This is a genomic window from Paenibacillus sp. FW126-R14 (genome assembly GCF_058789495.1).
Genome location: NZ_JBYTBS010000007.1, coordinates 123,134 through 145,248, shown reverse-complemented (window position 1 = coordinate 145,248; position 22,115 = coordinate 123,134). Strand labels below are relative to the sequence as shown.

The 22,115-nt window shown below is 47.0% G+C and carries 14 protein-coding genes; 2 read left to right on the top strand and 12 right to left on the bottom strand.

Translation table 11 applies throughout. From position 1 onward, the window contains the following. Positions 1 to 8: 8 nt before the first annotated feature. From AC3WRW_RS07280 to coxB, 12 genes are all read right to left on the bottom strand, one after another. Positions 9 to 1,205 (bottom strand): ABC transporter substrate-binding protein, encoded by a 1,197-nt coding sequence (locus AC3WRW_RS07280; RefSeq protein ID WP_492545676.1) that lies wholly within the window; start codon positions 1,203 to 1,205, stop codon positions 9 to 11. 541 nt (positions 1,206 to 1,746) lie between these two features. After that, positions 1,747 to 8,616, bottom strand: coding sequence for an S-layer homology domain-containing protein (locus tag AC3WRW_RS07275; protein WP_492545675.1), 6,870 nt, complete (start codon positions 8,614 to 8,616; stop codon positions 1,747 to 1,749). A gap of 102 nt (positions 8,617 to 8,718) precedes the next feature. Then, positions 8,719 to 9,870: a HupE/UreJ family protein gene (locus AC3WRW_RS07270; protein ID WP_492545674.1), complete on the bottom strand. Its 1,152-nt coding sequence runs from the start codon at positions 9,868 to 9,870 to the stop codon at positions 8,719 to 8,721. A 62-nt stretch (positions 9,871 to 9,932) separates the two neighbouring features. Continuing rightward, positions 9,933 to 11,117 carry a WG repeat-containing protein gene (locus AC3WRW_RS07265; RefSeq protein ID WP_492545673.1) on the bottom strand — a complete coding sequence of 395 codons (1,185 nt, stop codon included), beginning with the start codon at positions 11,115 to 11,117 and terminating at the stop codon, positions 9,933 to 9,935. A gap of 311 nt (positions 11,118 to 11,428) precedes the next feature. Then, positions 11,429 to 12,715, bottom strand: coding sequence for an ABC transporter permease (locus AC3WRW_RS07260; RefSeq protein WP_492545672.1), 1,287 nt, complete (start codon positions 12,713 to 12,715; stop codon positions 11,429 to 11,431). Further along, positions 12,708 to 13,613 carry an ABC transporter ATP-binding protein gene (locus AC3WRW_RS07255; protein ID WP_492545671.1) on the bottom strand — a complete coding sequence of 302 codons (906 nt, stop codon included), beginning with the start codon at positions 13,611 to 13,613 and terminating at the stop codon, positions 12,708 to 12,710. The genes AC3WRW_RS07260 and AC3WRW_RS07255 overlap by 8 nt, the downstream gene beginning before the upstream one ends. A 161-nt stretch (positions 13,614 to 13,774) precedes the next feature. Then, complete coding sequence (locus AC3WRW_RS07250) at positions 13,775 to 14,230, bottom strand: DUF420 domain-containing protein (protein ID WP_492545670.1); 456 nt, start codon at positions 14,228 to 14,230, stop codon at positions 13,775 to 13,777. Between the two features lie 18 nt (positions 14,231 to 14,248). Next, positions 14,249 to 15,100: a cytochrome c oxidase assembly protein gene (locus AC3WRW_RS07245; RefSeq protein WP_492545669.1), complete on the bottom strand. Its 852-nt coding sequence runs from the start codon at positions 15,098 to 15,100 to the stop codon at positions 14,249 to 14,251. Positions 15,101 to 15,181: 81 nt separating this feature from the next. Continuing rightward, positions 15,182 to 15,499 carry a cytochrome C oxidase subunit IV family protein gene (locus AC3WRW_RS07240; RefSeq protein ID WP_492545668.1) on the bottom strand — a complete coding sequence of 106 codons (318 nt, stop codon included), beginning with the start codon at positions 15,497 to 15,499 and terminating at the stop codon, positions 15,182 to 15,184. 1 nt (position 15,500) lies between these two features. After that, positions 15,501 to 16,115, bottom strand: coding sequence for a cytochrome (ubi)quinol oxidase subunit III (locus AC3WRW_RS07235; RefSeq protein WP_127453747.1), 615 nt, complete (start codon positions 16,113 to 16,115; stop codon positions 15,501 to 15,503). Further along, a complete protein-coding gene (gene ctaD / locus AC3WRW_RS07230) occupies positions 16,112 to 17,983 on the bottom strand; it encodes a cytochrome c oxidase subunit I (protein ID WP_492545667.1) in 1,872 nt (623 codons plus the stop codon). The genes AC3WRW_RS07235 and ctaD overlap by 4 nt, the downstream gene beginning before the upstream one ends. Positions 17,984 to 18,010: 27 nt before the next feature. Further along, on the bottom strand, positions 18,011 to 19,027 hold the full coding sequence (gene coxB / locus AC3WRW_RS07225; RefSeq protein ID WP_492545666.1) for a cytochrome c oxidase subunit II: 1,017 nt from the start codon (positions 19,025 to 19,027) through the stop codon (positions 18,011 to 18,013). 279 nt (positions 19,028 to 19,306) lie between these two features. Between coxB and AC3WRW_RS07220 the strand changes: the two genes are divergently transcribed. Then, a complete protein-coding gene (locus AC3WRW_RS07220; RefSeq protein WP_492545665.1) occupies positions 19,307 to 19,993 on the top strand; it encodes a YhcN/YlaJ family sporulation lipoprotein in 687 nt (228 codons plus the stop codon). 180 nt (positions 19,994 to 20,173) lie between these two features. Continuing rightward, the gene (locus AC3WRW_RS07215; protein ID WP_492545664.1) at positions 20,174 to 22,039 is read left to right on the top strand and encodes a DEAD/DEAH box helicase; all 1,866 of its coding nucleotides are present in this window, start codon (positions 20,174 to 20,176) and stop codon (positions 22,037 to 22,039) included. The last annotated feature ends 76 nt before the right edge of the window (positions 22,040 to 22,115 follow it).

The window sequence follows — 22,115 nt, the reverse complement described above, 5'->3', positions numbered from 1 at the left end:
GCTATTGCTTACTTTTGCTTGATCCAGAAGTCTCTGACCTTCGGTGCCGTTTTATACAGCGCATCGCCGTTGAACGGCCACAGCTTCAACTGCTCGAACGTCAGCTGGTTTTTCGTTGTAACGTCGGTGCGCGGCACCCATGAGCCGATTTGGTTGAATGGCTCCATGCCTTCGCCTTTGCCATCCGTTTCTCCCATCAGCCAGCGGATAAAAAGCTTCGCCGAAGCGCTGTGAGGCGCTTTGTTCGCCAGGAACAGGTAGCCAGCGTCGGGGACGGACGTTTTCGGCTTGATGTCGAAGATCGGCTGGATCGTCCAGCCTTTTTCGTCGTTCTTGGACACGTCGCCGGATACGGCTAGGCCGATCGCGTCGCTGTTCGCTTTGCCGATGGCGTCGAGAACGTCGTCGCTGCCTTTTAGCACGACAAGACCGTTCGCGAAAAGCTGCTTGATAAATTCGTAGCCAGCATTTTCTGTGCCGTGGAGCTCTATCGGTTTGCCGAACTTCTCTTTGTAGGCTGCTTCCATGTCGTCGCTGTGAATAACCATAGTCGTGAACAGATCCATGAACGCCGGCGAACTCAGTGGATCCGCGGTATAGACCTTACCTTTAAACTCGGGGGTGATGAGATCCCACCAGTTCTTGACCGGCACTTCTTTGTAGTGCGACGTGTTGTAGAACATCGTGCGGAACTCGACGTAGTTGGCATATGCTTCGTCCTGGGTACGGAACGGCTCTTCTACCTTTGGCGCTAGATCCTCCGGCAAATACTTGACGTAGCGGCCTGTTTTCACCATCTCTTCGAATACTGCGCCGCTGACTTCCTTCGTCACAATGACGTCCGGATTGAACTGGCCCGCATCCTGCTCCTTCGTCACCTTGTCCATCATCTGGTCAGATTTCACCTTACTAACTTCAACTTTGATGCCTGGATACTTCTTCATAAACGTGTTGGCGGCGTCATTGGCACGTCCGGATGTCGAGTAGACGATCAGCTTGCCTTCTTCCTTCGCTTTCGCATACAGCTGGTCAGCCGTTTCGGCCGCGTCGAATTTTGCCGTTACCTCAGGTTTGGCGCTCGCAGCTTGGCTTGCGTTTTTATCCGTGCCGGCCGTTTGGCTGCAGGCGGTCATGAGCATCAGGGCAGATACTAGAATCAGACTGACCTTTGCAGGCTTACTCACCGTTTGTAACTGTTTATTCATCTTCATGCTCCTCCTGACGGGATGGCGGACTAGCAGGCCGCATCCTTGTTCGTTTTCTTATTTCTGACTATAAAGACAGAGTGTAAATACGTGATTAACGAATATCACGATTTGCGTAAAAAAATTTCATTTATTGTTTAATGGTAAAAAATTTTCATTTTTGAAGTGTGACCGCTAACGGAACTAGTCGGAGCGGGATACCATGATTAGTGCGTTTATCCCAAAAACGTGGTTTAAGAGGGAAGGTAGGGGAATTTCCTCATAAAAAAAGAAAGCCGCTATCACGGGCTTTTTGGCGAGGCGCATGATAGAACGGCTATTGGCGGCATCTTTTGTCAGGGCTTTTTTGCCATGGAAAAAGGAGCCAATTTATACGTTACAGAATTTCGTCATATACTGCAAATTAAGATTTCATTAACAAATTTTAGTGAGAACCGTTCAGCAAGAATTATATGGTAAAGAAAAAAAGTCCCGGACCGCGTCCTGTCGCTCCATGAAGGAACTTCAGGCTCGCGATCCGAGACTTTATTCAGCTTGCCTATTACTTCTTGATTGATTTCATGATCACAGTAACAGCTTCAGCACGCGTAGCGTTCGCTTGCGGCTTGAATGAACCGTCGCTGTAGCCGTCGATCACATGGCTGGCCGATGCAGAAGCAACGGCGCTTTGTGCCCAATCGGAGATCGCTGTGCGATCCGTGAATGTATGGCCTGCCGCTGCTGCAGGCAGCTTGGCTGCACGTACGATCATCGCCGCCATTTGCTCGCGGGTGATTTGATCATCCGGTCCAAACGAGCTGTCGCTGTAGCCGGAGATGATGCCATAGGCTGCCGCTGTTTCAATTGCTTTGCGGGCCCAGTGATTGTTCGTGTCGGCAAAACCTTTGCCGCTCTTCTCTTGAAGCTTGAATGCTTTGACAAGAATCGATGCAAATTCCGCACGGGTAATCGTACGATCCGGTCCGAAGGTGCCGTTAGGATAGCCCTCGATCGCTCCGCTTTGAATGAGCTCGCGAATATTCGCTTCCGCCCAGTGGCCGGCGATATCGGACAGGGTGCCTTTACCTGTAGAACCGGTATTCGTTGGCTCCGTCGGTTTCTTCTCTGTTGCGAATACGGCGAATTTCGTGAAGTGGTTGACTTTGCCGCTAACCATCGCCTTGTCTTTATCGACGCTTGGGTTGCTGAGTGCATTCCACTTCTTCGCTGTCTCATCGTACCAATAGACTGCTGGGTCAAACTTGGCCAGATCTACCTTAGCCGGGTCAAACGGCAAACTAAGCGTTAGATTAGCAGTGAAATTATCTGCAAAATCTTTCTTGATCTCAAACACATCGCCGATAAGCTTGCCAGAAGCGTTCTTCAGCAGTTCATCGGTATTCGTTACTTTCTCAACCGTTACCCGGAAATCCGTTTTTGCCGCTCCGGCTGGAATCACGATCGTCACACCGTTATCCTTCACCGTTCCTCCGTTAGAAGAGGAGATCAGCGTACCGCTAGGAGCGGAACTGCTGCCAGATGAGTTGCTAGTCTGGTCATCTGCTCTGGTGATTTGAAGCTTGTATTCCTTCTTTGTCGTTCCGTCTTGAGCTGTCACGATTATCTTGATGGTGTTCAAGCCCTTAGACAGATTAACTAATTTACTGCTTACCGCTTCACCATTGATTTCCACAACAGCATTGGCATCTTCTGCTGCTGCACTTACTGTAGCGCTGATTACGCTATTGCCCACGCTAGTCGAATACTCGGTTTGGTTCGACGTGAGGCTGATGGTCGAATTATCCAGCTTCAGCGATGCAAGGTTAGCATTCGTGCTGGCCACAGCATTGACTGTTAGAATGTATGCTTTGCTAAGTACGCCATATGTTGCTGTAATCACAGTCTGACCTTTGCTGATCGCGGTGATTTGCCCGCTTGTGCTGTTGATTTCCGCAACCGCCGTAATGCTGCTCGTAAAGATAACTCCTGATGTCGCATCCAACTTCGTAGTACCGTATGTTGCTTCAGCAACAGAGCTCTCGCCTACGTTCATCGTCGACAGACCATTAATCGTTAATGGTACTTCTGAAACAATTGAATCGTTAAATGTTAGAGTTGCTGTCGCCAATGCACGCACTTGCGCATCTACTTCGGCTTGCGATGCATTCGCATCCGATTGTACGGCTATGGCTGCTGTAATTGCATTTTTGAGCGCATCGTGACCCGCTTGCGATACATTGCCATTAGCGGTACCTACCGTTCTGCTTCCGAGTAGCGTCTGCGCATTAGTAATTTCTGTTTTTAATGCGGATTTGTCCACAGTTGACGAAACGTTCAAGATCTCAGAACGGTCTCTGACTCTGAGTCTCGGGTGCATATCCGAATCGCTGGAAACCTCGCCGACAGAAGCCAAACCGACGACGGAAACACTTGCTCCGTCTGTAACGAACGGAAGCGTCGTTCCCTTTGTAATGTATCCGTTAATGAATACAATTGCCGGACCGGACCCATCATTAATCGTAAATTGATTAATTGTTCCGTCATTGTCTTTATAAACATCTGACACGACGCCCTCTGTTTTCACCAAAAGTCCGGTATTCACGGGTGACATTGAAGCAGCTGTCGTAAGTGTAGTAGGCGCGAATTTATGGATACTTGGATCCACAACAGTCATTTTGCTGACCGTCAACTCTACTTCACCTTGATAATGCGTGATCTTACCTTCAAACCTTGCCTTTTGTCCTTCCAGTATGCCTGAGGCAACCGGGAATAGATTGATACCGCCCGTTGCATCCTGCGCATAAATAGAGTCGAAAAAGCCCTTGTTTGTATCAGGATTTGCGCTCTGGGTATTTACCTCAGTTGTCGCTGTTGCTTCAATGATGACATCTGTCCCATCCGGCAGATTCTTGGCGTTGGCAATGCTTGTAATCGTCAGCGGATTAACCGTTTTATATAGATTATCCATTAAATTGTAATTGGCATATGGCAATGTCCCTGCATTGTCTAAAGTTACTTGTATTTCGAAGTTACTCATAAAAGCTCCGCCGGCAACGACGACAAGAGAAGTTTTACCGTTCGGATGCGTGACAGTTTCAGATGCCGCCAGCAGTTTTTCTTCCGGGTTAGTTGCAACCTTGCTGTTTGGATTTACATATTTCGGTATATAAAGCCCTTGTGAATTGCTTATTCCCTTATCCGTTTTATAAGTTCCGACTGTGACGTAAGGAAAAGTAGGCATGGTCGTCCCATATCCAAAGTTGTCATTGTCGTTTTCAGACGAATAAGCGGTTGGGAAGCCAAACACAAGCGGGCTCACCGTTGTCGGCAGCGTTGAGGTTCTCTCACCGGTCGCCGGGTCTACAGCGTAAATGGTTGAGCCTGAATATTGGCTGTAGGTCTGACCATCGACGACGCCTTTCAGCAACGGATTAGCCATATTGAACTCCGTCGGATACAGACGATACGGTTGTCCTCCATTTTTGTCATCGTCCAGCACTTCATCGTCACCTTCGCGCAGCGTGGAGCCGATGGCCTCCAGGACGTCGTTCTGCAGCTCGGCCATATGCTTCTTCGGTGAAGCCGGATCCGCGTTTGCGGATTCCGCGTAGTCCGCGATATTTCCGAATACAAGCGTATTACCGTTTTCCGAAAATGCTTTTAACGCCGCGATTTCCGCCGCCGAGTAGTTTACAGGAGTCGGCCATGCGGGAACGCTCTTTCTTGAAGGAGCATTCAAAATGATCATTTTGTATTTAGGATTGCTGGTAGCGTCAATTAATTCCGCTGACGTTTTCAGCTGTACAACTCTCACACTGTTTGCGCCCGCGAGAGCCATCATATTGGCCATTGAATCCGGATAACTTCCTCCGCTGACGTACTCATTGCCGTGTGAGGCGTCAAGCCCGACATACGATACGGAGTTTATATCTACAACCTTCATCGTGCTGGTTGTCGTATACGTTTTATCTTCACCGTTCACCGTAATCACGGCGCTGATCGTGACTGTTTTGGTTCCGGTAGTCGACGGTGTATAGCTGAATACATGCGCAGCGACACCAGAGGACGTGATTGTTGTGCCAGGAGTATACGTTTTGTTGGCAGCAGAATCCCCGTCTACGGTATAAGAAATAGACTTAAGTGTGACGGGTGTACTTTCATTATTGAAGAAATTTGTTGTTAAATTCAACGCCTCAGTTGTAACAGGCATGACCGTGCTGTTGGTTACCGAGGTGATTCCGATCTTCGGCGATGAACCCAGCCAAATCGGTGCAGTGACGGCTACAAAGCCCTGGTTGTCCGTGACGATCGCGAAGTAGTAGCCGGCAGAGGGCGCCGTCATCGAATAGGTGTAATTCACATTGCTGGTTCCGCTAGGGTAGGTCTTCTGATCTACAATTTTTCCTCCGTAGCTTAGCAGCTGAACCGATGCAATATTACTCGTCGCTGTGCCTGGGTTTTTATTGGTTGCTGTTACCGTAATGTTTGCGGTCGCAGGGGGAGCATTCAAAATAGCGCCCATGCTGTAGGTGTTCGTCCCATCGGTCAGATGATAGGTGACATCCAAGTCCCTGTTTTCTGTCGACCATACCGAACGGTCGTGCAGTGCCGCATAAATTCCGCTCAATGTAAAATCGTTCGTATAGACGACCGTCGCAGCGGTATTCGATGTTCCCCAGCCCTTTTTATGATTATCGCCGTTATTTGTCGGGGCCACGTGCCAGCCTTTATCTAAAGCCAAAATAAACTGGTCGACAGACCGGAAGTATCCGCCGGAACCGACGGCGCCTTCGCCGTTGCCTGCTTCAACAAGAGTAACTTTATCGTCAATCGCATTATCATAATAACCAAAGTTTGCAAAGTTACCGAATGTAGCTCCGGGATGATTTAACTGTGAAATGGAGCCCGGCGTACCCTTAAGCATTTGATAATAGGTTTGAAGACCGGCATCATTTGTTTTGTTATTTAAAGTCGCGTTGTTGCGGCTGACAAAACCTGTTGTGTTAAACGTATTCATGTGTCCTGGGCCGCCGGACCATGTCATCTCATAACCGTAGTCGGTCACGTATGTAGAAGTAGCTGCCTCCAGCGCTGCCTTTTTGCCGGCAAGCCAAGGGGCGTTGGTTTTGTTGTAATTATTAATGTTTTGATCCTTGGTAACGTCGTAAGTTGCGGAATCGTAAGAGTTGGAGTGGTCTGTTACGATAAAGAAATCAAATTTGCCCTGATCTCTTGCATATTTATACGCTTCTTCCAAGGTTCCTTGACCGTCCGAGTTTATCGTATGCGCGTGAAGTGATCCGTAATAGTTCTTTTCTCCGCCAATAGCTTTCTTGGCCGTATAGGCGAAGTTTTCAGGATCACTGTCCACATAGTTTTGAAGCGTTGCCTTTGCAGCTATTCTTACTGGGAAGTAAGAGGCATCCAATGTGATAGGAGCTGTATAGATTTGATTAGCTGTACCCACCAAAGTACCGTCTGTGGAAGAAAAGGAATTTCTGTATACCGAATAAATGATTGTTGAATCCGTCGTAGCTGATGATAATGCGATGGGTGTTGCAGGATTAATTGCAGAACTCCCTGGGCTTGCGGATACTTTTGCGACCTGGCTTTGTGTATATGTAAAAGTTTGAGTCGCCGTTGTATAAGTGCCGTCTGACGCTGTTGCTGTAATCGTTGCTTTTCCGTTTTGTAAAGCATCAACTGTAATATCAACTGAATTTGTTGTACTAATTACAGGAGTGCCGCCATTTAAACTGTAAGTTATTTTCGCGCCTGTTGTTGCTGTGGCAAGCGTCACCTTGGAATTAAGCGGAATTGCCGTTCCGGTAGGTACGCTAGATGTCATAAACTCAACGGTCGGCGTTGTAGCAGCGACGAGATCGGCAGCATTTGAAGAAAGCAGCTGTACGCCGTTGAAATAATTGGCAATGGACCTTGTAATGTTAACATAGCTTCCTGTAACGCCAACTGCACTCGCAATACCATTGCTGCGCAATGTCGTTTGTATGCCTGCCTGGCTTACTGTGTGATTATAAAGACTTCCGGTATTTGTTCCAGCGACCGTGTTGAGCTTTACCGTATCGAAGGAAACCAGCATGCCTTCGTATGTTCTGTCAGCAAGCTGGCTGAACATAATTTTGGTCGGGGTTGGAAGAGTCGGGCTAGCGTTGCGTACAACGATATTCGTTGTCACATCATCTGGAACAATCTCCATCAAACCGTTATACACCGTTGCTTTCCCATAGACATAGATTTCTTTGCCCACATAGGAGGAGATGTCTGCGCCGGATTTAAAAATGCAGAGACCGCTGCCGGCATTCATACCGTCTTGAATGTACAGAGTATTAGTGGCAGTTGAGTACGTACCGATGCCTTTTACCCAGACATACTTCCCAGCATCAAGCTTTTTAGCGTCAGTATTCGATGTGATGGTCTGCTGAGTAAAGGATAATGTAGCGACATCGGACGGCAGAAGTGTCGGCAACTTCGCTACAGCCTTCACGACAAACGGATCTGTTCCTGTAAAACCGCCTGCGGAAAGAGCTGTGATCGGCGCTGTGTATAATTTAGTTGAACCGCCCGCAGTTGTCGCCGGAGTTGTACCGTCAGTTGTGTAAAAAATATGTGCGTTAGAATCTGTATTGGACAAAGTGATCGGTGTAACATCCAATATTGCACCGGTTGTATTTGGCGAAGCTGTTACGGGAGGTGTAGTAAACGCTGGATCCTTGGTTCCGTAAAGCTGAATGCCGTTAACCGTGTAAGTACCACTTGTACCAATTGTGCCATTTCCTTCAGAAGCTTCAGATTTCTGAATAATTCTGATATATAACGTATTTTGATTTGCTGCCTCTGCCGGCAAAATCATACCAAATTGCTCAAGGGACGTGCTCTCGATTTTAACGGTATAGCCTGTATCTGCAACTTTATTTCCGAATACAGACCAGTTTGTTCCGTCAGTACTCCACTCTGTATTGAGATCACGAGGACCGGTGCCTGAAGAACGTGCGCTATAATTAAAAACCAGATCCTTAAATCCAGCGGTGGAAGTCTTAATGTACCAGTATCCTTTATCCATCTGTCCACTGAAGTTAGTGTTTGTGATTCCTCCAGAACCATAGCTTAATCCTGAAGTTACTTGGGCGTTACTTTTAAATAATTGCAATGTTGAATTGAAACTTGGATTAGAATAATAACCGCTTGTTGCTGCAAAGTTTGGAGCCGCATCAGTAACTTGTGTAGAACTGGTATAGTTCCACGTCGCTACATCCGTTTTCCCCACAATAGCTTGCGGCGGATTTTCAACGGATTTGTTGCTGGCGTCGATTGCCGCAAATGCTGGTGCTGCTGGTAATGCAGGCACTATCATGTTCACTAATAGTAAACATGCCATGATTATTCGCAGCAGCCCTTTTTTGAATGCTTTCATGTCTTCACTCCTTGTAGAATTTATTTATTGCAAAATCTTCGCTTGAAATGAAAGTATCTGAAGAGCTTTCATTTGTGCTAGTATTTTTACAAACATGAATGATTAAACTTGAAAAAATACCCGTTCGACAAGCCACAGTCCGCCTAGTATCAGGGCCACAGCGGAGCAGGCAACAGCCACGCGACTCGAGTGCTTCCAGCGATAAAGAAGAGCTAACGCGGGCAGCATCAGGGCAACGATGATCACTTGAACCGTTTCAATGCCGACATTAAAACTGATCAGATCCACCGCCAATTCGCTCTTCGGAATGTTCATTTCCGTCAAAATGTCCGCGAAACCCATCCCATGGATCAACCCGAAGATAAAGGTCAATACCCACCGGTAGCTGACTTTCTTGCGAATCAGATTGTCCAAAGCGACATAACAAATGCTCAGCGCAATGGCCGGCTCCACGATACGGGAGGAGATATGGATCACGCCTGTAACTGTCAAGGCCAAGGTAATACTATGCGCGATCGTGAACGCTGTAATCGTCCCCGCGTACTGCTTGAACGTTTGCCTTGCGATGAGCAGGGAAAATAAGAACAAAAGGTGGTCGTATCCCGATAAAATATGATTCATCCCCAGCACGAAAAAAGACAGCCAGCCGTCAGACGTGCTTGACGAAGCTGCCTCCTCAGGCTGTTGCTGCTGAGGCAACGCATCGCCCGACTGCAATCCGGCAAAATCATTTTCCGTCATTTGCAGCGCCCAGGTCCGGTTATTGCCCGAGAGTGCCGCTGTGCTTTTCTGGGTACCGTAGTAAATCGTCATCAGGTTTACGTAATTGCTCGCTTTGTCATTCATATACAAATGATCGGTCAACTGGATCGACTGGGATGCCGCAACCGCCGGGAAGGAGGCCTTCAGAATCGCCCTTTTGCCGCGAATAATGAGACTCTCAATTTGAGTCCACGCCGCGCTTTCTCCGTTAATTTTCAAATCGACGTTGCTCTTCAGAGTCTCTAGCAGCTTCTGCTCCACTGCAGCGAATTCCTTTGCATCGAGCGTTCCGTCATGATTGGTATCGCCACCCACAAGCTCTATGACCGATACGTCATCGAGTGCATAAGTAAACTCCGTCTTGGATTTATATAATTCCAATGACGAATAGGTCGCGCTGTAGGCATGAGCATCCGCTCGATGGTCAAATGACAAAAGCACAAGCAGCGCCATAGAAATTGAAAGAAAGAAACGCCATCGACAAATCGCCATATATGCCCTCCTTTTCTATTTCTGCTTCTAGTTCTGCAGAAATCGGTAGTTTCACTGTCCAATTATTTACGAGGGGCCCAGATATATCTCCCGGTTCTATCGATATACCCAATCCTTCCATCGGATAAGCTTACTTTTGCAATTCCATTTCTAAATTCTCCGGCCATATTGTGTTTCAAATAATTGTCATTATCTTTCGTAACAACCGGAGCAATGCTAAGCTTCCCGTCCTTATTCATATACCCGCCTGCCCCATCAGCAATTGGAACTAAGCCTTCTGAAGTCAGTGTTTCCTCATAGCTATCATTTAAAGTTGGGCCAATTTTATATGCTCCCGATTCATCTATATATCCTATTGAATACTCGTTGATGCTATCTCCCACGCATACCTTTGCAAGCCCTTCTGAAAAACTATATGCCCTTGTATATTTAGGCTCTATCTTCATGTTGCCCTTTGTATCAATATATCCGAACTCAACAGTGGACCGATCCTTGTTCTGCACTGCTACGGCTGCTAATCCTTCCGAAAAACTTTTACCGGAAATATATGGACTAGCGTCAATCCGTACTTTTCCTGTTTTGTCGATATACTGGTAGTGCTTATCATTCTTTACTAAAGCTAAGCCATCTGAAAAGCTGCTAGCTTCATGATATTGAATTGGGATGATAATTTTCCCATTTCGATCAATGTACCCATACATTTCAGTTTTATCGTCTTGTACTAATATCAGACCTTCACTTTGCGTCTGCAAACCCATTCCATTGAACAGCATAGAAACGATCTGCATCTCATCAGGTAACGTGTATAAAATCTTACCCTTTCTGTCCAGGATGAAGTATGTAAGATCATACGTCATCGCATCTACTTGAATCGCCCCGGCTACACCTTCGTTATACTTCGTTATGTATGAGTAATCCGGCTTAACTACCATTTTTCCTGTCATATCGATGGCGCCATATTTTACACTATCTTGATCCCTCATATCTTTGCTTCCATCTGAATCATTATTTAATAGAACGATGGCGACACCGTCATGAAAATCATCCGCCCATGCATAAGTTGGTTCTACGACCATCTTCCCCATTTTATTTATGTAGCCCCATTTTCCATCGACTTGTATAGGGTATAACAATGTTTTTTCATTGTTCTTCTTGTTTACAGCTAGAATACCTATGATTATCGCTGCCATAATTAAAATTATAATTAGCACCCAAATGTTACTTTTCTTCATTAGTCTTTTTTTCAAGTTTTTTTATCCTTTCTGATTTAACGAGAACAAACCGTTAGTCCCCTTATATTCCCAAAATCCATTGCTACTATAATTCTATTAACTTTTATTTTTGCTGCATAAGCTGCATAATAAGCTTTCGTAAAGGACTCGACTGGTCTTATGAGAGTTATACTTGATTGGATGCAGCCGCCCGGCTCATATGGCATTGAGTAGGGGGATAAAAAAGACCTTGTGGGAGCAGTTTCTCCCAACAAGGTCTTAAATTCTTTTTATTAATAGATTTATTTATAAAAATTACTCACACACAATCAGCAAGGTATGGATGCTTAAACTTTATACGCCCGCATCGCCTTGCGCAGCTCCCGCCATGATGGCCGTTTGCCATACATCAGCACGCCTGTGCGGTAGATTTTCGCTGCAACCCAAGCCATTGCGCCGATAGAAGCCAATTGGATGGCGATCGATAGCCATATTTCCCATACTGCCGGAGAACTCATGCCGATACGCAGGAACATGATGAGCGGTGAAAAGAACGGGATGAACGACATGGTGACGACGAACCCGGCAGTCGGGTTGTTCAATCCGAAGATCGCGATCATAAAAGCAGCTACGATCAGCATCGTTACAGGCATAATAGCTTGCCCTACTTCCTCCGTTCTGCTCACTAACGAACCGACGGCGGCAAAAACGGTGGCGTAGATGAAGAAGCCTAAAAGATAGAAAATCAAAAAATAAACGATGAGGGAAACCTGAAGGTCCTCCCATTTCAGATTTAACTGCGAGACTAGCTTACTGCTGCTCGATAAACTTAAATTAACAGCACCGACAGCAATGGTGAGTGCGATCTGCGTCAGCGCCAGCAAACATATCCCAACGATTTTGCCGAACATCTGCTTAAGCGGCGAAACGCTTGTAATAAGCAGTTCCATCACGCGGGAGCTCTTCTCGGCGGTTATTTCCATAGCTACCATATTGCCGAAGCCGATGACGCCCATATACAGCATGAACAGCATGACATATACGAGCGCATAGGACATCACCATTTGCGATTCGGTTTTGCCTGCAGTTCCTTCATTGTTCATCAAAATTTGAACCGTTTCTAAGGATACGGGAGCTTGCATGTTGGCCTTTTGCTCGGGCGCGATTCCGGCTCCTTGCAGCGCTACATCGGTTTTGACCAGCTGCAGGGCGGTCTGAAGCTTGTTTTTGAGCGAAAACTCCATCGTTCCTTCGGATTTGTAGACCGCTTTGGGGAATCCGGCAATGTTATTATCCGTGAACTCCAGGTAGCCCTTAATTTTCTTCTCCGCAATCAGCTGCTTGGCGAGCGTCTCATTCGCAGCGGCGCTTCCTGCATCTTGCAAAGGAATGATCGAAATATCCGGGTTCTGCTGAGTATTATAAAAGGAGGCCAACTTACCAGCTACTTCCGCTTGTTTCCCAGCAAACACACCAATTTTCGTCGCTTCATGCGAAGATACTTTATCTATAATGGTTGGCAGATGTATAAGAACGGATAAGAGCACAATTAATATCAAACTCATTACGCGAAATGATTTGGAACGAAAGCGGCTCAAATAGGTAAACTTGATCACGGTCAGCGTACTATTCATGTGCCTTCCCCACCTTTTGAATAAAGATTTCGTTCAGCGTGGGTTCCATGATTTGAAACCGCTGTATACTGGACTGCTCCATCGCATGTCTCAAAATGAGCTGAGCATCCGCGGCGGAGTCTATGCGAATTTGATAGCCGTTTCGCAGTTCCTCTACTGCCGTGACGCCGGGGAGCCGCTCCAAGCCCTCAATTCGCTGCTCGGTTTGCAGCGTGATTCTCTCTTTTGGAAACTCCGATTTAATCTGCTTGAGATTCCCTTGTAAAATCGTATTCGAACGATGCAGCATGCAAATATTCTCGCAAAGCTCCTCGACATGATCCATGCGATGGCTTGAAAATAAAATCGTTTTTCCCTCGTTGCGCAAGCTTTTCACCGTCGTTTTCAAAAGCTCCGCATTTACCGGATCAAGCCCGCTGAAAGCCTCGTCCAGAATTAAAATTTCGGGATTATGTATAATGGCAGCGATGAATTGAATCTTCTGCTGATTCCCTTTGGACAGCTCTTCAACTTTCTTATTGTAGTACTCCGGCACTTCGAACCGATCCAGCCAAGCTTTGAGAGCTGCATCCGCCTGCTTGCGGCTTAAGCCGCGCAGCTCTGCTAAATATATGATTTGTTCGCTCACTTTAATCTTGGGATATAAGCCGCGCTCTTCCGGCAAGTAGCCCATGAGCCTCTTCAGTTCCTCACGATACCCTTGCCCTTTCCACAAAATGTTCCCTTCATCGGGATAAATGAGACCTAGCACCATTCGCATCGTTGTCGTTTTACCGGCCCCGTTGGCGCCCAGCAGACCATAAATCTCCCCCTGTTGCACACGAAAATGAATAGCGTTCACAGCTGTCTTCTCACCGTACTGCTTCGTAACGTTTTCTACCGAAAGCGGGTATGTCATGTCCTGAACCTGCCTTTCTTACAAAAGTTGCTTGCTTATCAGCCTATATGACCATCTTACAACATGTTGGAAAACAAAGGAAATTTAAACACCAAAAAAAGCTGCCCAGCCACTGGCAAAATGCCAGAAAGCAGAACAGCTTCGAAAAAAGTGAACTCTTTTTACAAACCAAAAATAGCATCAATAACAGGCTTCGTCGTTCCGCCCGGGTACATCAAGTAGAGCAGCACATAAACCGCTACACCGGTTGGTGCGGTCAGGAGCCATACAATTGCCGCTACTCGGCCAATCTTCTTATGCTTAAGAAATTTGTTTTTGTAGGCCAGCCAAAGTGTTATTAATCCGAGAACACCGCCAACCGTTGCCAAAGCGATGTGGAAAAACAGGAATAAATGATAGGGCAGCTTCAAACTCTCAGGTCCGCCAAATGCCGTGTTGCCTTCAAACAGCGTGCGCGACATATAAATGATGAAGAACGCCAAAGCGAAAACCGCTCCAAGGACCATCAATTTTTGATGGGTTTCCCGGTTCCCTTTTACAATATGATACCAGCCAAAGCCGACAAAAATGGCGCTGATTACGATAAACATCGTGGAAATCGTTGGTAAAATGTGCATCTCCCTTAATCCTTTCTCCTAAGCGTGATTCCAATTCCCGCCATGATTATTGGGGCCCTCTTGTGCTTCCGCAAGCTCCACATCGTCTTCTTCCCTGCGCTCTCTACGATACCACCGGAAGAAAATGTACGCGAGCGTTGCTCCATAAACGATTTCCTGGATAATCTTCATAAGAACACCACCCAGTTGTTGATCATCAAGAGGAGATAAATGGCTGAATGGCACGGTGACATTCGAGTACATGTCATAAATGATCGTATCTGCGAAAATAATGAGCGCACAAGCTGGTGTCAACAGGATCCCGTTACCAAAGATGTAAGCCATCTTCTTCAAATCATTCAAGCGGTTCAACTCAGGCAGTGGACAAAAGACGGGAAACCACATCATAAATGCTGTGAACAGCAGCACCGCATGATAACCGAAGAGTGACAAATCGTTCTTCATCAAGTAATCCATAACCAAAGGCATATGATAGATGGAGAAGAGCATGTTAAACAGGAACAAGGCGATCAACGGTCGGGTAAAAAATGTGAGTATGCCGCGGAACACGATATTTTTCATGAACGAACGCAAAATCCAGTCCGGTGTTCCAACCCATATGCAAATCGGTACGATTAAATACAAAATGGTTTGCTGCAGCATATGCATACTGAACAAGTAGTGATGGCCGATATAATTGATCGGGCTCCCTTGGCCAATATAGAATAAAGCCAGACCAATGAAGAAAGAGATTTGCTTCGAAACCGAAACTGGTTCTGCGGTTTTCCCATTCCCCATAGCGACAAAGCGACGATATACATATCCGACAACGACGATCACCAACAGTAAAACAGGACTCCATAGTTCGAAAAATCCACCAATTTGGCTCATAGCTGATCCCTTTCTCCTTTCAACTCATGGTAAAAAAAGAGGAGGCACTTTGCCTAGACAAAGTTGCCTCTTCCTAATGGCTTACCACCAAACCCAATATACGGCCATAATTACGCAAGTCAGAGCTACGAAAGCTCCTCCCCCTAGAAAGATCAACGGGAATAAGTGGCCTCTTTCTTTGGCGTGCATCCAGAAGAACAACTGGATAATCGCTTGCACCAGACCCAAAGTGACGATGAAGATTAAGATAAACGAACGATCCAGGTCTCCGTAGAGAACGACTGCAAATGCAAGCATTGTCAGCAAGATCGAAATAATGTAAGACAAATAGTGGTTCAATGGAGATTCATGCTTAACTCGTTTGCTAGGTGCGTGTGTATCATGAGAATTGCTGCTCATCTTAATGACCCACCTTCCCCATCAGGTAAACGACTGTGAAGATAAATACCCAGACTAAGTCAATAAAGTGCCAATACAACGCTGCTACGTAGAACTTTGGTGCTGTAACAACGGTAAGACCTTTTTTGAGTCCTTGTAGAATCAACAGGGTAATCCAGCAAATACCGAATGCAACGTGCGCTCCGTGGAAACCAACCAACGTGTAGAAGGAAGTTGAGAAAGCACTTGTCGTGAATTTATGACCTTCGTGAACATACTCAACGAACTCATAAATCTCAAGACCCAAGAACGAAAGACCAAACAATACCGTAATCAGAAGCCAGAATAACAATTGGCCCAGCTTCTGTTTGTGCATGGCGATGATCGCGAACACGCTTGTCAAACTACTTGTTAAGAGGATAAAAGTTGACCAGCCCACTGTTTTGAGCTTGAAAATTTCATCCGCTGTCGGACCGTCTGGAACAGAGTTACGAAGCGCGATGTAAGTTGCGAATAAGCAACCGAACAATACAACCTCGGCACCAAGAAACAACCAGAATCCGAGTACCTTATTTTTCCCTTCGAGGGTAGCCGTTTCCGGATTAGCAGGCAGTGCGCCCGTGTGATGAGTACTCATGCCTTTACCCCCTTGTCATCTTCAAGTTCTTCCGGTTCAATATGCCAACCGTGATCGTCGTATACCGAACGCAAGAACATAGCAATTAATGTGACTACTAGACCAGCGCCTGCCACATAGAAGTTTTTATACATAAAACCAAAACCGGCGATGAACAAACCAACAGACATAACTAGCGGCAATATGGATGCTGAAGGCATATGAATCGAACCAACCGGTTCTGCCGGAGTCATTTGTTTATTGCCAGCCATTTTTTCTTTCCAGAGTGCATCATACCCGCGAACAAGCGGAGTTTGTTTGAAGTTATACTCAGGAGCAGGTGAAGGAATCGACCACTCCAATGTACGGCCATCCCATGGATCTGCTGGAGCCGTAGCCGGTTTTCTTGATGTTGCGATAATGTTGATCAGGAAAACGATTGTACCGATACCCATGAAGAAGGCACCAACCGTCGAAACTAAGTTACCTACTTCTAAATCATGCCCAGGTTGGTATGTAAATACCCGGCGCGGCATCCCCATCAGACCCAAGAAATGCTGCGGGAAGAATGTTAAATGGAACCCGATGAAGAACAACCAGAAATGTAACTTACCCAGTCCTTCGCTCAACGCGCGGCCAAACATTTTCGGCCACCAGTAGTACAGACCTGCGAACAAGCCAAGAATCAGACCACCAACGATTACATAGTGAAAGTGAGCAACTACGAAATACGTATCATGGTATTGGAAGTCTGCTGCCGGAATCGCGAGCATAACCCCTGTTGTTCCACCCATAACGAAAGTCGGGATGAAAGCCGTTGCGAAAATGTTAGCTGTTGTGAAACGGATTTGCCCGCCCCAAAGGGTGAACAACCAGTTAAAGATTTTAACGCCTGTAGGAACGGCAATCGCCATCGTTGCAATCGAGAAGATTGAGTTGGCAACCGGACCCAAGCCTGCTGTAAACATATGGTGAACCCAAACCATGAAGCCCAAGAAACCGATTAACACAGTTGCGAAGACCATGGAGCTGTATCCGAAAAGACGTTTTCTGGAGAACGTTGAAACGATCTCAGAAATGATACCGAATGCAGGAAGAATCAGAATGTAAACTTCGGGATGCCCGAAAATCCAGAACAGATGTTCCCAAAGTACGTTGTTACCGCCTCTGGCTGCATCGAAGAATGCCCCGCCAAAGACACGGTCAAACATAAGCTCAACTAGCCCAACCGTAATTGCAGGGAATGCAAGAACGATCAAACCGGAAGTAATGAAAGCTGCCCATGTGAACATTGGCAAACGCATGTACGTAAGACCAGGAGCACGCATGTTGATGATCGTAACGAGGAAGTTAATCCCCCCGATAAGTGTACCGATACCTGCAATTTGCAAACCTAGTACATAGAAGTCTGTACCTTGCACGTTGTTTTGGAGCGTCTGCCCCCAACTGCTGTCCATAATCGTGGACAATGGTGCATACCCGGTCCAACCGGCATTCGGCGCGCCGCCCAAGAACCAACTTGTATTCATTAATACGCCGCCCGAGAAGAACAGCCAGAATCCAAGTGAGTTAACGAATGGGAACGCAACGTCCCTGGCACCAATTTGTAGAGGAACGATGGCATTCATGAAAGCGAAGATAATCGGCATCGCCGCAAAGAAAATCATCGTTGTTCCGTGCATCGTTGTTAATTGGTTAAAGGAATCGCCGATAAAAATGTGTTGATCGGGATAAGCGAGCTGAATCCGGATCAGAATGGCTTCAAGTCCTCCTACGAGGAAGAAGAACCCGCCCGCAAGTAAGTACAGGATACCGATTTTCTTATGATCGACTGTTGTAAGCCAATCCATAAGTCCGGTATGTTTTTTTACTGGATGAGAGTGAGCCAACGTATTAACCTCCTTTACCTGAGAAGTTTATTTCAAAGTCTGTAAGTACTGAACGATATCGTTAATTTGGGCGTCATCAAGCTTGCCGCCTGCGTCTTTGCCGAATGCCGGCATTTTGTTGCCTGGTTTCTGTTCTTGCGGATTATGTATCCACTGCGCCATTTTCTCAGGAGTATGTTCCAGAATACCAGCAAGCGTATCGCGATCTGCGAAACCTTTGAGGTTCGGAGCCACACCAGGGCCGTTAGCCGTAACAGCGTGACAAGACATACAATTTTCTTTGAAAAGCTCTTCGCCCTTCTGAGCGGTAGCCGGTACAGTTGCCGGTGTTTTCATACTCGCTACCCAAGCGTCGAAATCACCTTCACTCTTCGATTCAACCGTGAAGTTCATCAAGGCGTGAGAAGCTCCGCAAAGCTCAGCACATCTGCCCTGGAACGTGGAGATTTCATCAGCTTGCAGGTAAAGCGTGTTAGCGATTCCAGGGTTCGTATCCACTTTACCACCCAAAGACGGTACCCAGAATGCGTGAGAAACGTCTGCAGAGATAAGCTCAAATGCAATGATTTTATCCTTAGGTATGACAAGCTTTTGAGCCGTTGCGATACCTAGATCCGGATATTCAAACTGCCACCAGAATTGATGAGCAGTAACTTTAACGTGAACGGCGGCTTTGTCCTGCGTGTAATTCTTGGAATGTTTGAACGTGTAGGATACTGTTGGCACCGCAAGCACTAACAGTAAGAGAATCGGAACGACAGTCCAGATGATCTCAAGCACGTGGCTTCCTTCCACTTGTTTCGGTATGCTGTTATCGCCTTCACGTTTCCTAAAGCGAATCAAAACATACACATAAATTGCAAATACGACAATTACGACAAAAACCATGATAAAGAGACTTAATTTCATCAAAAACAGCTGCTCTGATGCAACAGGACCTTTCGGCTGTAAAGCGGACAGAGTTGGGTCTCCACACCCGGTTAGCAAGAACGTCATTACCGCTAAAAGGGGTAGCAGACGCCATAACTTTTTCAATCGACTCATTGTATCAACCCCACTTTTAAAACATTATTTTTACCACGATGGCCATGCCCATGTCAATTCACTTTATTAACTATAAATTCGTGAAAAGTTTTTGTCAATCGCTGGAGGGAAGTTCACAAATTGTTCTTAAACCGCTCTGTAGCGATATATTTTCCCTCCATGGTTATTTCCATACACCCACCTCTTTATGCACAAAAGCGTATATTTGTGAACACGAATAAAAGGAGAGAAACATCCCATCCTATAGTCATTACACTCGATATTAGGAGGTCATTAACGATGCTCAGTAAGTTAGGTTTTCCGATTTATGGAATGCTATTCCTTATGCTGTCTTTATCTGGCTGTTCGGAAGGCGGAAGGGAATACGGCAAAAGCCCGGACCATACCAACTTTGGCTCTGTCTCCAACAAATCGACAGAATCCGAAAGAGCCTACCAAACACAGCAACTCTATGGTCCGGTTACGCACAACAATACAAGTCTCGAATTCAATCAATTTCTTTCGAATCAACTCAATGCCATGAATGGTGTAAATACAGCCATCGTTATGACAACGGACAAGAATGCCTATGTGGCTCTTATGATTGACAGCAGTGCGATAGGCACCAAAGGATCGACAAGGGAAACAAACAACCAAGGAACCGTCAAAGGCTTTTACAATGACCATGCCCCTTTCGACGATTATTTGCCTTCCAACGAGCTAAACAACGGGTTTAACAATTATGAAACAGCCATTCATCATGACTTGCTCTCCCATCGCTTTAAACAAACCATGGCGGAGAAAATCCGTTTATTGCAGCCAAGCGTTATGGATGTCTATATTTCAGCCAATCGGGATTTCCTCAATAAGATGAACGGTTACGCGCAAGAAACTTGGAAAGGCAACTCCCTCATGCCGCATTTGACGGATTTCAACAAGACGGTGGAGCGCGTTTTCGGGACTGCACAAGTTTTGCCGGATAAATAGGGGCTCTTTTAAATCCATTTCTACTATATAAAGTAGATATTTACTGCTTGTTGGCCTGCTCCTGTTTTCATTTGTCTGGCATTCCTGTACAATGGGGGAATCGTCTTTAACAAGGAGAGACTTTGGTCTACCACCAAAGATCCCTATCAATAGTAGGAAAAAGGGAGCTGGCCAATTACCATGTCAAGTGGATTTGCCTCATTAGGAATCAGAGAAAGACTTGTAGGAGTCCTGCAAGCATCAGGCGTTATCGAACCGACCCCCATTCAAAAAGAAGCCATACCTGTTTTATTGAAAGGCACGGATGTCATTGCACAAGCACAGACAGGCACAGGTAAAACACTTGCCTTTGTACTTCCAATATTAGAAACAATCGATGTAGAAAGCTCAGATGTGCAAGCGTTGATTCTGACGCCTACACGCGAATTAGCCATTCAAATTTCAAATGAGCTAAAAACCCTTGTCCCTGTAACGGGTGCAAAGGTGCTCGCAGCTTATGGCGGCCAAGATGTAGAAAAGCAGCTTAGAAAACTTCAGGGGAACATACATATAGTAGTAGGAACTCCGGGAAGATTGCTGGACCACCTTCGCCGCGGTTCGATCAATTTTTATAAATTGAAAATACTCGTATTGGATGAAGCCGATCAAATGCTGCATATGGGCTTCCTTCATGAAGTGAAAGATATTATCGCGCAAACGTCTCCTTATCGCCAAACGCTTCTCTTCTCAGCCACTATGCCTGAGCAAGTCATGAATTTGTCCAAGGCTTATATGAAGGAAGCCAAAGAAATCAAAATTCAAAGCAAGCAGGTCACGTTGACCGAAATCGAGCAGGTTCTCGTTCCAACGACTGACCGCCAGAAGCAAGATGCTCTGATCGCTGCTATTAAACAATACAAACCTTACCTCGCGATGATTTTTTGCCGCACAAAGGCCAGAGCCATCGCATTAAATGAGGCTTTGCAGGAAATGGGACTTATGTCCGACGAGTTGCACGGAGATTTATCACAAGCCAAGCGCGAGCAAGTCATGAAACGATTCCGCGACGGCCGCATCGAGCTGTTGGTTGCCACCGATATCGCTGCGCGCGGATTAGACGTTGAAGGGGTCACGCATGTCTTCAATTATGATGTGCCGCAAGACGCCGAAAGCTACATTCATCGCATCGGACGGACCGGACGTGCCGGAGATACGGGCGTTGCCGTAACTTTCGCGACGCAGCGGGATATGCCGACAATCGAGCTTATCGAAAAAGGCATCAAGATGTCCTTGCGAGGTTCATCCGAGCCTCAAGGACGCCGCGTTCGTTCCAGCTCCGAGGATCATTTCGAGCATGAAGGCAGAGGATCCGGCCGCCGCAATGGCGGAGCCTCCCGCAGGGGCAGCGGCCGCAATGCGGAACCTCGCGGTGAGCGCAGCCGCGGAAGATCCGGCTCGCGCGAAGACAGATCCGGCATGCAGTACGGCACGGGCCGTTCCGCCTCCAAAGGCGATAAATTCGGAGCGCGCAGCGATGCGCCAAGAGGACAACGTGCGGCCAAAGTCAATTCCGAGCGGAATCCGAATACGTGGGGACGCGCGGAGAGCAAAGAGCCGTTGAACGCAGCGCCAAGCCGCAGCGGCAACATGAGCGCGGCAAAGGCGCGAGTCACGAACTCATGGGGACGCGGCGAATCCGCCGAACGCGCTCCTCGCGCAGCAGCAGGACGTGCCGAAGGCAAGCGCTCCGCTCCTCATGGCGATAAATCTTACTCGCCATACAACAAGTACGCCGGCACGGGCCGCGACGATGCGGCTAGCGCATCACGCGCGATTCGCGGCGGCAAAGGCCGTGGCGACAGCGCGGAGCGCGGAGCAGGACGCAGCGACAGCTTCGGGGCACGCGGAGGCGCAGCTTCGCGCGGCTACCAAGCCGGCGGCGAGCGCAGCGGTCCGGCGCGCGGACGCAGCGACAACTCCGGCGCCCGCAGTGGCGCGCCTCGCGGCGACAGAGGCGGCTCACCTCGCGGCAATGCGCCAAGGGGAGGCCGCGGAGGAAAACGCTAGTCAGAAAAGCGTTTCCATCGCTAGACCTTTACCGAATAACCCGAACCATGTAAAATATAATTACGGCTGAAAATGA